The sequence below is a fragment of the Pseudodesulfovibrio mercurii genome (genome assembly GCF_000189295.2).
Taxonomy (GTDB): Bacteria; Desulfobacterota; Desulfovibrionia; order Desulfovibrionales; family Desulfovibrionaceae; genus Pseudodesulfovibrio; species Pseudodesulfovibrio mercurii.
In genome coordinates this window covers 1,830,742-1,844,389 of the sequence record NC_016803.1, presented here as the reverse complement: position 1 = coordinate 1,844,389, position 13,648 = coordinate 1,830,742, and the positions used below count along the sequence as shown (strand labels likewise).

At 66.0% G+C, this 13,648-nt stretch carries 12 protein-coding genes; 5 read left to right on the top strand and 7 right to left on the bottom strand.

What is annotated here, in order from left to right; genetic code table 11:
- The first annotated feature begins 38 nt into the window (after positions 1–38).
- The 5 genes from DND132_RS08380 (at position 39) to glyA (ending at position 5,224) form a co-directional block, all read left to right on the top strand.
- Complete coding sequence (locus tag DND132_RS08380; protein WP_014322292.1) at positions 39–1,025, top strand: beta-ketoacyl-ACP synthase III; 987 nt, start codon at positions 39–41, stop codon at positions 1,023–1,025.
- 141 nt (positions 1,026–1,166) lie between these two features.
- Positions 1,167–1,910: a 3-oxoacyl-[acyl-carrier-protein] reductase gene (fabG, locus tag DND132_RS08375; RefSeq protein ID WP_014322291.1), complete on the top strand. Its 744-nt coding sequence runs from the start codon at positions 1,167–1,169 to the stop codon at positions 1,908–1,910.
- A gap of 36 nt (positions 1,911–1,946) precedes the next feature.
- On the top strand, positions 1,947–2,180 hold the full coding sequence (locus DND132_RS08370) for an acyl carrier protein (RefSeq protein WP_014322290.1): 234 nt from the start codon (positions 1,947–1,949) through the stop codon (positions 2,178–2,180).
- A 102-nt stretch (positions 2,181–2,282) separates the two neighbouring features.
- Positions 2,283–3,521: a beta-ketoacyl-ACP synthase II gene (gene fabF / locus DND132_RS08365; protein WP_014322289.1), complete on the top strand. Its 1,239-nt coding sequence runs from the start codon at positions 2,283–2,285 to the stop codon at positions 3,519–3,521.
- 464 nt (positions 3,522–3,985) lie between these two features.
- A complete protein-coding gene (gene glyA, locus DND132_RS08360) occupies positions 3,986–5,224 on the top strand; it encodes a serine hydroxymethyltransferase (RefSeq protein WP_014322288.1) in 1,239 nt (412 codons plus the stop codon).
- A 73-nt stretch (positions 5,225–5,297) separates the two neighbouring features.
- On the opposite strand, the gene DND132_RS08355 is transcribed toward glyA, so the two are convergent.
- The 7 genes from DND132_RS08355 to murC all read right to left on the bottom strand — a co-directional run bounded on the left by DND132_RS08355 (position 5,298) and on the right by murC (position 13,616).
- Entirely contained in the window at positions 5,298–6,038 is a 741-nt protein-coding gene (locus tag DND132_RS08355; RefSeq protein WP_014322287.1) for a dienelactone hydrolase family protein, read from the bottom strand.
- 104 nt (positions 6,039–6,142) lie between these two features.
- Positions 6,143–7,807, bottom strand: a complete 1,665-nt coding sequence (locus DND132_RS08350; protein ID WP_014322286.1) for a radical SAM protein — start codon at positions 7,805–7,807, stop codon at positions 6,143–6,145.
- Positions 7,808–7,841: 34 nt separating this feature from the next.
- A complete protein-coding gene (gene ftsZ / locus DND132_RS08345; RefSeq protein ID WP_014322285.1) occupies positions 7,842–9,098 on the bottom strand; it encodes a cell division protein FtsZ in 1,257 nt (418 codons plus the stop codon).
- A gap of 65 nt (positions 9,099–9,163) precedes the next feature.
- Complete coding sequence (gene ftsA / locus DND132_RS08340; protein WP_014322284.1) at positions 9,164–10,402, bottom strand: cell division protein FtsA; 1,239 nt, start codon at positions 10,400–10,402, stop codon at positions 9,164–9,166.
- Between the two features lie 41 nt (positions 10,403–10,443).
- Positions 10,444–11,337, bottom strand: coding sequence for a cell division protein FtsQ/DivIB (locus DND132_RS08335; protein WP_014322283.1), 894 nt, complete (start codon positions 11,335–11,337; stop codon positions 10,444–10,446).
- The gene (gene murB / locus DND132_RS08330; protein WP_014322282.1) at positions 11,334–12,215 is read right to left on the bottom strand and encodes a UDP-N-acetylmuramate dehydrogenase; all 882 of its coding nucleotides are present in this window, start codon (positions 12,213–12,215) and stop codon (positions 11,334–11,336) included. Before murB ends, DND132_RS08335 begins: the two co-directional genes overlap by 4 nt.
- Complete coding sequence (gene murC / locus DND132_RS08325; protein ID WP_041916015.1) at positions 12,216–13,616, bottom strand: UDP-N-acetylmuramate--L-alanine ligase; 1,401 nt, start codon at positions 13,614–13,616, stop codon at positions 12,216–12,218.
- Positions 13,617–13,648: the final 32 nt, after the last annotated feature.

The following is a 13,648-nucleotide window of genomic DNA, read 5'->3' as shown; positions in this document are numbered from 1 at the left end:
CTTGACCGCGCCTTACCATTGGCATAAACACCCATCCCATGACCAGTTTCATCCTTCGCGGCTTTGGCCTGTACGCACCTGAAAAGGTCCTGACCAACGCCGATCTTGAAAAGATCGTAGACACCTCGGACGAGTGGATCACCACCCGCACCGGGATCAAGGAACGGCACGTGGCCGCCGAGGGCGAGGCCTCTTCCGACATGGCCTTCGAGTCCTCCAAGCAGGCCCTGGCCGAGGCGGGCATCGACCCCTCGGAGCTGACCCACATCCTCTGCGCCACCTTCACTCCGGACTCCATGATCCCGTCCGCCGCCTGCCGGTTGCAGGAGAAGTTCGGCATCACCGGGCAGATGTGCATGGACGTGGCCGCCGCCTGCTCCGGCTTCCTGTACGCCCTGCAGACCGCGCGCGGCCTGCTCTGCCTGGAGCCCAAGGCCAAGATCCTGGTGGTCGCCAGCGAGGTCGTCACCCGGCGTATGAACTGGGAGGACCGGGCCACCTGCGTCCTGTTCGGCGACGCCTCCGGGGCGGCGGTCCTGACCGCCGGCGAGCCCGGCGACGGCCCCGAGGTCCTGGACATCATGCTCGCCGCCGACGGGTCCCTCGGCGACCTGCTCACGGTCAACGGCGGCGGCTCGGCCTACTCCTACAAGCTGGGCGAGGCCGTTGGGCCGGAATATTTCGTCGAGTTCCAGGGCCGCGAGGTCTTCAAGCACGCCGTGCGCAGCATGACCGACATCTCCGAGGCCATCCTCGAACGCAACGGGCTCGCGAAGTCCGACGTGGACGTGCTCCTGCCGCACCAGGCCAACTACCGCATCATCGACGCCGTGGGCCGCCGTTTCGACATCCCCGAGGAACGCGTCTTTTCCAACATCCACAAGTACGGCAACACCTCCGCCTCGGCCATCCCCGTGGCCCTGGCCGAAGCCGTGCACACCGGTTTCATCAAGCCGGGCAACCTGGTCCTCATCCCGGCCTTCGGCGGGGGGTTCACCTGGGGCGCGGCCCTGATTCGGTTCTAGGATTTTGAAACACCTGTTTGTTTGCTTTTTGCGGGCGGATGGGGAATAAACTTTCTGGTTACGATCCGAAGGCCAATTTGCAGTCCGTGACCAATTGGTATATTGGGTCCTGACCACAAGCGAACGACACGAGGGTATTCGATGAGCGATCTTCCCAATGTCGCCCTGGTTACGGGCGGTTCCCGAGGCATCGGCCGCACCGTGGCCGAGAGGCTGGCCGCCGACGGCTTCGAGGTCTATCTGACCTACGTGAGCCGTCCCGAGGCCGCCGAGGAAGTGGTCAAGACCATCGAGGCGGCGGGCGGCAAGGCCCGCGCCTTCCAGCTCGATTCCGGCGACCGCGAGGCCGTGGCCGCCTTCTTCGCCGACGAGATCAAGGGCAAGGTCGAGCTCGCGGTCCTGGTCAACAACGCGGGCATCACCCGCGACGGCCTGATGATGCGCATGAAGGACGAGGACTGGGACAAGGTCATCGAGATCAACCTGACCGGCTGCTTCGTCTTCCTCAAGGAGGCGTCCAAGATCATGGGCCGGCAGCGCTTCGGCCGGATCGTCAACATCACCTCCGTGGTCGGCCAGATGGGCAACGCGGGCCAGGCCAACTACGCCGCGGCCAAGGCGGGCCTCATCGGCCTGACCAAGTCCGCCGCCCGCGAACTGGCCGGGCGCAACATCACGGTCAACGCCGTGGCCCCGGGCTTCATCGAGACCGACATGACTGCGGCACTGCCCGAAAAGGTGGTCGAAGCCATGCTCGAACAAATTCCATTAAAAACCCTCGGGCAGTCCGGGGATATCGCGGCCGCCGTCTCCTTCCTGGCCGGCCCCGGAGCCGGGTACATCACCGGCCAGGTGCTGGGCGTGAATGGCGGCATGTACATGTAATCAAGAAAAAAACTCATTTGTGTAGTGGAGGAAATCATGTCCGACGTAGCAACGAAAGTGAAAGAGATCATCGTGGATCAGCTGGGTGTGTCCGAAGACGAAGTCGTCGAGAGCGCCGCGTTTGTCGAAGACCTGGGCGCCGATTCCCTGGACCTGACCGAACTGATCATGGCCATGGAAGAGGAATTCGACCTGGAGATCGATGACGAAGAGGCCCAGAAGATCCTCAAGGTCGGCGACGCCATTTCGCACATCGAAAAGGCCCTGTAGGCTTGACGGAACCAACGTCCATATCATTGTGAGCGTCTTACGCACCATGGCGGTGTAAGACGCTCCTTTTGTTGTACAAAATAGATTTAACGGGCAGGTACTATGAACAGGGTAGTTGTTACCAGTGTTGCCGCCGTCACGCCGCTTGGCAATGACGTCGAGACCAGCTGGCAGAACCTCCTGGCCGGAAAATCCGGCATCGGCCAGATCACCAAGTTCGACACCACGGACTACGCCACGACCATCGCGGGCGAGGTCAAGGGATTCGATCCCGAGCAGTACATCGGCAAGAAGGAAGTCAAGCGCATGGAGACGTTCACCCAGTACGCGGTGGCCGCCTCGCGCATGCTCCTTCAGGATGCGGGCTGGACCATTCCCGAGGAGGAGCGCCCCCGCGTCGGGACCATCATCGGCGTCGGCCTCGGCGGCCTCGAAAGCATCGAGGAATGCCACGAGAAGCTGCTGAAGCGCGGCCCCAAAAAGGTGTCGCCCTTCTTCATCCCCATCATCATCGCCAACATGGCCGCCGGGCAGGTGTCCATCGAGACCGGCGCCATGGGGCCGAACATCTGCACCACCACGGCCTGCGCCTCCGGCACCCACGGCATCGGCACGGCCTATACGGACATCGCCATGGGCCGCGTGGACGCCATGATCTGCGGCGGGGCCGAATCGACCATTTCCCACCTGGCTGTGGCCGGGTTCAACGCCATGAAGGCGTTGTCCGTGCGCAACGACGAGCCCGAAAAGGCCTCGCGTCCCTTCGACAAGGACCGCTCCGGCTTCGTCATGGGCGAGGGCTGCGGCCTGCTGCTCCTGGAGTCCCTGGAGCATGCCCGGGCGCGCGGCGCCAGGATTCTGGCCGAAGTGGTCGGCTACGGCGCGTCCGGCGACGCCTACCACATGACCGCCCCGCCCGAGGACGGCTCCGGCATGGCCTACGCCATGGCCGCCGCCCTGCGCGAGGCCAAGGTCGATCCCTCGGCCATCGACCACATCAACGCCCACGGGACCTCCACCTATCTGAACGACCTCTGCGAGACCCGGGCCATCAAGAAGGTTTTCGGCGACCACGCCTACGACATCAAGATCTGCGCCAACAAGTCCCAGATCGGGCACCTGCTCGGCGCGGCGGGCGGCGTGGAAGCGGTCTTCGCGGTCAAGACTCTGGCCGAGGGCATCATCCCCGGCACCATGAACCGCGACAACCCGGACCCCGAATGCGACCTCGACGTCTGCGCCGACGGACCGCGGGAGATGCAGGCCGAATACGCCCTGTCCAACTCCTTCGGCTTCGGCGGCACCAACGCCTGCGTCCTGTTCAAACGGTTCGCCGGATAACCGACGATCATCGATCGCAAAAGGGCCGCTCAAGCGGCCCTTTTTTGTTGGAGTCTCCGGCGGCGGGGTGAAGGAAATTCGGATTTTGGTCCAAACGTTCTTGCCTAACCGTCTATATGCCGGATACAAGGGGCGGGCGTAAGGGTGGCCGCCGCACCCCGCGAAGCGGCGATAAAAAGTTTTGGAGATTCTCAAGAACCTTTTCCAAAAGGTTCTTGAGCGGGTCCAGGGCAGCGCCCTGGCCGCCGGAGGCATTCCTCCCTCCCGACGGCACAACCGGGACAGCTTGAACGAGTGTTCCGTATTGATATAAGGACGGATCTCCAGTGCACGGGGCACGGCGGGAGCGCCTGCCGGGAGCGGTGAAAAAGCCGTGACCGTCGAGGTGGCGCGAGGATCGCCCGAGTCCCCGCTTGGGCTGGGAAGCCATTCGCATCCACATTTTACTCAACGAGGATATCACCATGGAAGAGCTGTTTATCCAGGACCCGGCGGTTGCTGCCGCCATTGCCGACGAGATTGACCGCGAGGTCTCCAAGCTGGAGCTCATCGCCAGCGAGAATTTCGTGTCCACGGCCGTGCGCCAGGCCCAGGGGTCGGTCATGACCCACAAATACGCCGAGGGGTATCCGGGCAAGCGGTGGTACGGCGGCTGCGAGTTCGTGGATGAGGTCGAGGACCTGGCCCGCGACCGCGCCAAGGAGCTGTTCGGCGCGACCTACGCCAACGTCCAGCCCCATTCCGGCTCCCAGGCCAACATGGCCGTGTACTTCGCGGCCTGCAAGCCCGGCGACACCGTGATGGGCATGGACCTGTCCCACGGCGGCCACCTGACCCACGGTTCCCCGGTGAACTTTTCGGGCAAGCTCTTCAACATGGTGCACTACGGCGTGGACCGCGAGACCCAGACCATCGACTACGACGCGGTCGAGGCCCTGGCCAAGGAGCACCGGCCGACCATGATCATCGCGGGCGCTTCCGCCTACCCGCGCATCATCGACTTTCCCCGGTTCCGGGCCATCGCCGACGAGGTCGGGGCCAAGCTCATGGTCGATATGGCCCACATCGCGGGTCTGATCGCCGCGGGCGAGCACCCGTCCTGCATCGAATACGCCCACTACACCACGACCACGACCCACAAGACCCTGCGCGGCCCGCGCGGCGGCATGATCCTGAGCTCCGAGGACCTGGGCCAGGAGTTGAACTCCAACATCTTCCCCGGCATTCAGGGCGGCCCGCTCATGCACGTCATCGCGGCCAAGGCCGTGGCCTTCGGCGAGGCCCTGTCCCCCGGTTTCGTGGAGTACCAGCAGCAGGTGGTCAAGAACGCCAAGCAGCTGGCCACGTCCCTGACCGAGGCGGGCTACAAGCTCGTTTCCGGTGGCACGGACAACCACATGATGCTGGTTGACCTGTCCGAGAAGGACTACACCGGCAAGGACGCCCAGATCGCCCTGGACAAGGCGGGCATCACGGCCAACAAGAACACCATCCCGTTCGAGACCAAGTCCCCGTTCCAGACCTCGGGCATCCGGCTGGGCACCCCGGCCCTGACCACCCGCGGCATGATCGAGGAGGACATGATCGTGGTCGCCGAGGCCATCGTGGCCGCGCTCGACAACATGAACGACGACCAGGCCCTGGCCGGCATCGCCGAGGAAGTCGAGGAGTTCGCCCGCGAATTCCCGCTCTTCGCCTGGTAGATCGCGTCCCAACGCAATGACAAAGCCCTCCCCGTCGGCCGACGGGGAGGGCTTTTTGTTGTCCCGGGCGGGACTACTTCAGGGTCTGGCCCAGGAACTGCGTGAATCGGGCCCAGGACTTCTCGTCCGCGTCCTTGCGGTAGCGGTCCGAGCCGAAGACCGTGAAGGCGTGGGGTGCGCCGGAGTAGGTGGTCATCTCGTGGGGGATGTGCGCGGCCTCCAGCTCGTTGGTCAGGGCCGCGAACTGGCTCATGGGCACGGACTGGTCCGCCGAGCCGTGGAAGACCAGGATGAATCCCTTGACGGCCGTGTAGTCCTGGCCCTCGGGCGTGGCCAGGCCCCCGTGGAAGGGCACGAAGGCCTTGAGGTTCACCCCGGACCGGGCCAGCTCCAGGACCGCCGTGCCGCCGAAGCAGTAGCCCATGGCCACGGCGTCGGACAGGTTGGCCCCCAGGTCGGCGGCCTTGTTCAGCCCGGCCATGAGCCGCGTGCGCATGAGCTGGCGGTCCGCGTACAGCGCGCCGGTCAGCTTCTTCTTGTCGGCGGTCTCCGTGGGTCGCACGCCCTTGCCGAACAGGTCCACGGCGAACACGGCGTAGCCCAGGTCCGCGAGCATCCTGGCCCGCTTGACCTCATAGTCGGTCAGCCCGTCCCAGTCGTGAACCAGGAAGACCAGCGGGGCCTTGTCCGCCGGGCTGACGTAGTATCCTTCAAAGGTCTGTCCGTTGATCTCATAGTCCACCGATTGACCGGACGCGGCCAGGGCGGTGTAGGGAATCAGCAGCAACGACAATATGATGAGGAATTGCTTCATGGCGTTCTCCTTGGTTTGAACAGAGTCCAATGCCCGGAGAATAGCACATATCGGGTGCCGGGGGCGAGAAAAAGCGGCGGGGCTGCCCTCCGCTTCGCCAAGGGCTAGGGCGCGGTCGTTTCCATGCCGCAGCCAGCGCACCGGGCGCAGCCGTTGGGGGAGCAGCCGGGGGTGACGCGGGCTTCCTTGGCGCGCTCCCATTCCTTCCACAGGTGTTCGCGCCGGACGCCGATGTCCACGACCTCCCAGGGGAAGGGCTCGTCCCGGCCGCGCTCGCGGTCGAGAATCGCGGCGGGGTCGCCGTCCCACAGCTTGAGGGCCTTTTTCCAGCCGCCGTGGTCGGCGGCCAGGAGGATGAACCCGGCCAGCTCCTCGCCGCCGCGCGCGAGCAGCCCCTGGAGCCGCGCCTGGAACGGGTCGTCGTGTTGCAGGGTCACACCCCTGTACGGCTTGACCAGCTTTTCCAGGGACTTCATGCGCGCGTTCAGGGCGTCCTCGGAGAGCATGGGGGCCCACTGGAACGGGGTGAAGGGCTTGGGCACCAGGGAGCTGACCCCGATGGTGATGCGCATGAACTGCTTCTTGCGCCCGCCCGGTTCCTCGGAGCGGATGCGCACGATCTCGCCGAGGAACCCGGCCAGCTCGGCGTAGTCCTCGTCGGTCTCGCCGGGCCAGCCCGCGATCATGTAGATTTTCAGGTGGTTCACGCCGTACCGGGCGCACAGCCGGACCGCGTTGAGAAAGTCGTTCGGATCGAGCTTCTTGCTCATCATCCGGCGCAGCCGCTCCGAGGCCCCTTCGAGGGCCAGGGTGACGGTCCGGATGCCGCGCTCGCGCAGGTAGACCAGCAGCTCCTCGGTGACGCCGTCGGCGCGCATGGACGAGAGCGAAAATTTCTTTTTGCGTTCGTGCAGCCACTTGAGGAAGGGGAGCAGGTCCGGCCAGTCGGTCAGGGCCGTGCCCACCAGCCCCACCTTGGGCGGGTCGGCCAGCTCCACGATGCGTTCGAGCTCGGCCAGCTCGGCGTGGCGGGGCGGGCGGTAGATGTAGCCCGCGGCGCAGAAGCGGCAGCCGTAGGGGCAGCCCCGGTTGACCTCGAGCAGCAGGGTGTCGCGGAAGGCGGCCCGGCCCGAGATGAAGCAGGAGAAGGCGGGGTCGGTCAGCACCCCCGGCCCGCCCGAGACGATGCGCTTGACCGGAGTCCTGGAGCGGCCCGGCGCGTACACGCCCGGCATGTCCTTGACCGCGTCGAGGATGGCCTCCTTGTCCGCGCCGTCAAAGACCATCCTGCGCAGGGTTTCGAAAAAATCGAGGAAGCGCTCCTCGGCCTCGCCCACCCAGAAGCAGTCCACGAAGGGGGCGATGGGCGCGGGGTTGAGAAAGGCGATGGGCCCCCCGGCCACGACCAGGGGCAGAGATGGGCGTTCCGCCGCAAGCGGCGGAACGCCCGCTGCCCGGAGCGTTCGAGGAAGGCTGAGGAAATCCTCCTCGAACGTGATGCTCCAGGCTATTACAGGGAATGAGGATAGTGGGCTGTTGGATTCGCGCGTCCGGGGCTCCTGTCCCTCGGTGGTTCCCAGCTTGTCGGGAAAGACCCGCTCCACGGCCAGTCCGGGCGCCTCGGCCAGGGTCCGGTACACGGACTGCCAGCCGAGCGCGGACAAAGCCGCCTTGTCGCCTCCGGGGACGGCCAGCGCCACGGGCAGCCGTCCTCCGAGGTCGGGAGCCTTGGGCTCCGACTCGCCATGATACAGGGTACGGGTACCGATGGGGGCACCCCCTTACACGCGCCGCATCATGCGTCTAGTCCACGTTCTTGCGGATGAACGCGGGGACGTCGAGGTTGTCTTCCTCGAAGATGAATTCCTCCTCGCCGGGGCCGGCCATGGCCGCCCGCTGGGAGACCTGCCGGGTGGGCAACTCCGTGGTGTTCAGTTCGCCGCCCGCCTTGCGCAGGTAGGCCGGGATGTTGCGGTCCGTGTTCAGGACCCGCTGGTGCCCGGCGCGGCGCGGCTGCTCGGCGACCTTGTTCGCGCCCCGGGGTCCGAGGAGCAGCAGCTTCTGCTGTTCGGCCTTGGACATGACCGGTTCGGGTTCCTCCATGGCGGGCTCGATGCCCGTGGCGATGACCGTGATGCGCATCTCGTCGCCCGCGTCCGGATCGAAGACCGTGCCGAAGAAGATCTCGGCGTCGTCGTGGGCTTCCTTGTAGATGATGTCGGCGGCCTCGGAGACCTCGTCGATGAGCATGTCCGGGCCGCAGGTGATGTTGATCAGCACGCCCTTGGCACCCTCGATGGACACGTCCTCCAGCAGCGGGGAGGTGATGGCCTTCATGGCCGCCTCCTTGGCCCGGGACTCGCCCGAGGCGATGCCGGTGCCCATGAGGGCCATGCCGGAGTTGGACATGGCCGCCTTGACGTCGGCGAAGTCCAGGTTGATCAGGCCGTGCACGGTGATCAGGTCGGCGATGCCCTTGACCGCGTAGTACAGGACTTCATCGGCCTTCTTGAGCATGTCGGAGAAGGACGCCTTCTTGGCGGCCAGCTGGAGCAGACGGTCGTTGGGGATGGTGATGATGGAGTCCACCACGTCGGCCAGCGCGCGGGTGCCTTCCTCGGCCTGTTCCAGGCGGCGTTTGCCCTCGAAGTAGAAGGGCTTGGTGACCACGCCCACGGTCAGCGCGCCCAGTTCCTTGGCCACCTGGGCCACCACCGGGGCGGAGCCGGTGCCCGTGCCGCCGCCCATGCCGGCGGTGATGAAGACCATGTCCGAGCCCTCCAGGGCCTCGCGGATCTGGTCCATGGACTCCATGGCCGCGGACCGGCCGATCTCGGGATTGGCGCCCGCGCCCAGCCCCTTGGTCAGCTTCTCGCCGATCTGGATCTTGTGTTCGGCCAGGGACTTGTGGATGTCCTGGGCGTCGGTGTTGGCGACGATGAATTTCACGCCCTTGAGCGCGGACTGGATCATGTTGTTGACGGCGTTTCCACCGCCGCCGCCGCAGCCCACGACCTTGATCTTGGCGTTGGATTCATGCTCGATTTCGAAATATTCCATTTCCGTGTCCTCCTCAGTTAGTTCCCTGTTGCGTGTTTCCCTGTATCCTCGAAATCATTCCTCGTTTATGCGATGTCCGAGAACCACTTCTTCATCCGGCCGACGATGCGGTCGAAGCCGGAATCGTCGCGGATCTTGAAGGGCCGGACCTTCTTGTGCAGTCCTTCCTCCTCGGCCCCGTGGAGCAGCAGCCCCACGGCCGTGGCGTACTTGGGGCTCTTGACTTCCTCGGCCAACCCCCCGATGCCCTCCGCGGGCACGCCGATGCGAACGGGCAGATCGAAAATCTGCTCGGCCAGCTCCTGCATGCCGTCGATGAGCACCGTGCCGCCGTTCAGGACCACGCCGGCGGCGATCATGTTCTTGAACCCGGACTTGATCAGCTCCTGGTCCACCAGGGCCAGAATCTCCTCGCACCGGGGCTCGCATATCTCGGCCAGGACGCGCTTGCTCATGCGCCGTGACTCGCGGCCGCCCACGCTCGGGACCTCGATGATCTCCTCGCTGGTGACCAGGTCGGCCATGGCGCAGCCGTAGTCCATCTTGATCTTCTCGGCGGACATCATGGGCGTCCGGAGGCCGTAGGCGATGTCGTTGGTCAGGTTGTGGCCGCCGAGCGCCAGCACGCTGGTGTGCTTGATGGAGTCCTTGGAGAAGACCGCGATGTCCGTGGTCCCGCCGCCGATGTCCACCAGGGCCACGCCGATCTCCCGTTCCTCGGCCGACAGCACGGCCTTGCTCGAGGCCAGCGATTCCAGGACGATGTTGGACACGTCCAGGCCCGAGCGGTTGCAGGAGCGGATGATGTTCTGGGCCGAGGTCACCGCGCCGGTGACGATGTGGACCTTGACCTCCAGCCGGACACCGGCCATGCCGAGCGGGTCGGCGATGCCGCGCTGGTCGTCCACGATGAATTCCTGGGGCAGGGTGTGCAGCACCTCGCGGTCCATGGGGATGGCGATGGCCTTGGCCGCCTCGATGACCCGGTCCACGTCGCGCTGGGTCACTTCGCCGCCCTTGACCGCGATGACCCCGTGGGAGTTGAACCCCTGGATGTGGCTGCCCGCGATGCCCGCGTACACGGTGCGGATGTCGCAGCCCGCCATGAGTTCGGCGTCCTCCAGGGACTTCTTGATGCACTGGACGGTCTTCTCGATGTTGACGACCACGCCCCGGCGCAGCCCCGTGGAGGGGGCGGTGCCGATGCCGATGATGTCGACGCCGTTGTCCGAGGCCTCGCCGACCACGGTGCATATCTTGGTGGTGCCCACGTCCAGGCCCACGATGAGATCGTTTCTAGCCATGCTGACTCCTCTGTTGTTCCCTGTGAAATATGGTTTTGCGCCTAGCCCGCTGCCGGGTTCTCGCGCTTCTGTATCCAGATCTTGTCGCCGCTGGCCGCGATGATGGCGGCCTGGTCGAATTCGTTGCGCCGCATGAGGTCGCGCCAGACCACCTTGAGCCGTTCCAGCTGGACCTCCCAGCGGTCCATGGACAGCTTCACGGTCAGCCCCCGGCCTTCGCCCGCGCCGTCGAGGTATATCTCGAGATCGTGGGCGCTGGTCAGCTTGATCCAGGCGGTCTGGGCCTGGGTGAAAGGGGTCCCGCCCGAGGCCATCTTTTCGAGGATGCCGGACAGCACCTTGGGCCCGTCGGGCAGGTCCTCGGCCACGCTCAGGATGGGCAGGGAGGCCTGCTCGCCTGGGTGCATGGGCGCGATGACCCGGCCGCGCGCGTCGGCGAAGTACAGCCCGTCGCCCTGGCGCACCCAGAAGGTCGGGACCTTCTCGCGCACGTCGATGAGCAGCCGGTCGGGCAGCTCGCGGCGCACGGTCACGGAGTCGATCCACGGGTTGGCGTCCAGCCGGTTCTTGACCTCGCCCACGTTCATGTCCAGGCAGTTGAGGCCCGGCTGCACGCCCGCGGTCTTGAGCACGGTCTCGTAGCTCAGTCGGTCGTTGCCCGCCACGCGGATCTCCTTGAGATCGAAATAGGGGTGGGCTGTGATGTAGCGGTACCCGTAGAGCAGCCCCACGCCGAGCACGGCGATGAGCGACAGGACCAGGCTGAGCATGACCATGCGGATGATGAACTGGCCCGCTCCGACCAACCTGCGCGGGGCGTTGTCCCGCATGAGCAGGGGGTTGGCGGGTTTCCTGCGCTTGCGGGTGTTGCCGCGCGCGGCGCGCTTTCCGCCGATGTTCAGACGGCTCTGTTTGCCCATGGTCAGGGTGCTCACAGTACGATGACCTCCGGTTCGAGAGTTATGCCGAATTGTTCCTCCACGCGCCGACGGCCCATGTCCATGAGCTCCAGCGCGTCGGCGGCGATGCCGCCCCCGAGGTTGACCAGAAAATTCGCGTGCACGTCCGAGAAGGCCATGTGCCCGAGCCGGACGCCCTTCATGCCCGCCTTGTCCAGGAGTTTGCCCGCGCTCTTGTCCGGCGGATTCCTGAACACGCAGCCAGCGCTCCGGGCCGTGACCGGCTGGGTGGCCTTCTTCTTCCTGTAGACGTCGCGCATGGCGGCGCGGACCGCCTTGGGCTCGGACTCGCGCAGGGCCAGCTCCACCTCCCAGACCAGGCACTTGCCCGGCCGCTTGACCGGGGAGAAGTGGCGGTAGTCGAAGATGCACTGGTTGCGGTCCAGCCAGGCGAGCCCGCCGGACGGGGTCCAGACCCGCACCCGGGTGATCAGGTCGCCGAACTCCACGCCGTAGGAGCCCGCGTTCATGGCCACGGCCCCGCCCACGGAGCCGGGGATGCCGGTCAAGCCTTCCAGGCCGCTGAAGCCCGCCTTTTCCGCCCAGCCGAGCAGGCCGGGCAGCCGGACCCCGGCGCCGCAGCGGACGATCAGGGTCGAGCCGTCCCGTTCCACCCGTTCCGGGCCCGGACAGTCGGCCACGCGGACCAGGGCCAGCTCCAGGGGACCGTCCGTGGCCAGCAGGTTGCTGCCCGCGCCGATGACGAAGGGTGGCAGGGTCTCGCGGACCAGAAAGGCGGAGAGATCGTCAAGGTCCGCCTCGCCGCGCACCACGGCCTCGACCACGGCGGGGCCGCCGAGGCGCAGGGTGGTCCGCTCCGAGAGCAGGGGGTTGGCGGTCAGTTCCAGGGCCATCTACAGCTCCTCGTCTCCGTTGCCGGTTTCAGGCGCGTCGGCCTGTTCGAGCCAGTTTTCGCCGATCTTCCAGATGGAGCCCGCGCCCTGGGTCATGAACAGGTCGCCGGGCTGGAGGAGGTCCTTGAGCCGCTTTTCCAGGGACTCGAAGTCCGGGAAGAACTGGACCTTGGTCTCGGAGACCTGCTTGATGCCCTGGGCCAGGGACAGGCCGGACACGCCGGGAATGGGCGACTCCGAGGCCGGATAGATCTCGGTCAGGAGCAGGATGTCCGCGTCGCCGAAGGCCTTGCAGAATTCGCCGAACAGGGCCTTGGTGCGCGAGAAGCGGTGAGGCTGGAAGGCGACCACCAGCCGTCGGTCCGGGTAGCACTCCTTGGCCGTGCGCAGGTTGGCCATGATCTCGGCCGGGTGGTGGCCGTAGTCGTCGACCACGATGACGCCCTTTTTCTCGCCCTTGCGCTCGAAGCGCCGCCCCACGCCGCCGAAGTTGCCCAGCCCCTGGATGATCTCCTCCTTGTCCAGGCCGACCTCCAGGGCCACGCCGATGCAGGCCAGCGCGTTGAGCACGTTGTGCGTGCCGGGCTGGGCCACGGTGACCTCGCCCCACTCCTCGCCGTCCAGCCAGACCTTGAACAGGGAGCGCAGGTGGGAGCTGACGATCTCGCCCCGCAGCTTGTTCTGCTTGCCCAGGCCGTAGGTCAGGTAGGGCCGCTTGATCAGCGGGAGCAGCCGCTGCACGCCCTCGTCGTCGCCGCAGACCACGTTCATGCCGTAGAAGGGCGTGGAGTTCATGAAGCGCATGAACGACAGGTCGATGGCGTCCTGGTTGTCGTAGAAATCCATGTGGTCCTTGTCGATGTTCGTGACCACGGTGATGATCGGCGCCAGCCGCAGGAAGGAGCCGTCCGACTCGTCGGCCTCGGCGATGAGGTAGTCGCCCTCGCCCAGCCGCGCGTTGGCCCCGTAGGTGTTCAGCCGCCCGCCGATGATGACCGTCGGGTCCAGGCCCGCCTCGGTGAAGATGGTCGCCAGAAGCGAGGTGGTCGTGGTCTTGCCGTGGGTCCCGGCCACGGCGATGCCGGTCTTCAGGCGCATCAGCTCGGCCAGCATCTCGGCGCGCGGGATGATCGGGATGCCGCGCTCGCGGGCCGCCACCAGCTCCGGGTTCCGGTCCGGGATGGCCGTGGACTTGATGAGCACGTCCGCGTCGCCCACGTTGTCGGCCCCGTGGCCGATGTAGACCGTGGCCCCGAGTTTTTCGAGGCGACGGACCGCGGCCGAGGCGGCCAGGTCCGAGCCGGTCACGTTGAAGCCCATGTTGATGAGCACCTCGGCGATGCCGTTCATGCCCGAGCCGCCGATGCCGACCATGTGGATGTTGTTCACCCTGGCCCGCATGGCGGGGCAGGCTTCGCCGCCCACGGTGAGAT

Coding starts and splice junctions, on each gene's coding strand:
- DND132_RS08380 (WP_014322292.1), top strand. CDS start 39: ATGACCAGTTTCATCCTTCGCGGCTTTGGCCTGTACGCACCTGAAAAG.
- fabF (WP_014322289.1), top strand. CDS start 2,283: ATGAACAGGGTAGTTGTTACCAGTGTTGCCGCCGTCACGCCGCTTGGC.
- murB (WP_014322282.1), bottom strand. CDS start 12,215: ATGGCCCTGGAACTGACCGCCAACCCCCTGCTCTCGGAGCGGACCACC.
- DND132_RS08355 (WP_014322287.1), bottom strand. CDS start 6,038: ATGAAGCAATTCCTCATCATATTGTCGTTGCTGCTGATTCCCTACACC.
- DND132_RS08370 (WP_014322290.1), top strand. CDS start 1,947: ATGTCCGACGTAGCAACGAAAGTGAAAGAGATCATCGTGGATCAGCTG.
- murC (WP_041916015.1), bottom strand. CDS start 13,616: ATGCGGGCCAGGGTGAACAACATCCACATGGTCGGCATCGGCGGCTCG.
- fabG (WP_014322291.1), top strand. CDS start 1,167: ATGAGCGATCTTCCCAATGTCGCCCTGGTTACGGGCGGTTCCCGAGGC.
- ftsZ (WP_014322285.1), bottom strand. CDS start 9,098: ATGGAATATTTCGAAATCGAGCATGAATCCAACGCCAAGATCAAGGTC.
- glyA (WP_014322288.1), top strand. CDS start 3,986: ATGGAAGAGCTGTTTATCCAGGACCCGGCGGTTGCTGCCGCCATTGCC.
- ftsA (WP_014322284.1), bottom strand. CDS start 10,402: ATGGCTAGAAACGATCTCATCGTGGGCCTGGACGTGGGCACCACCAAG.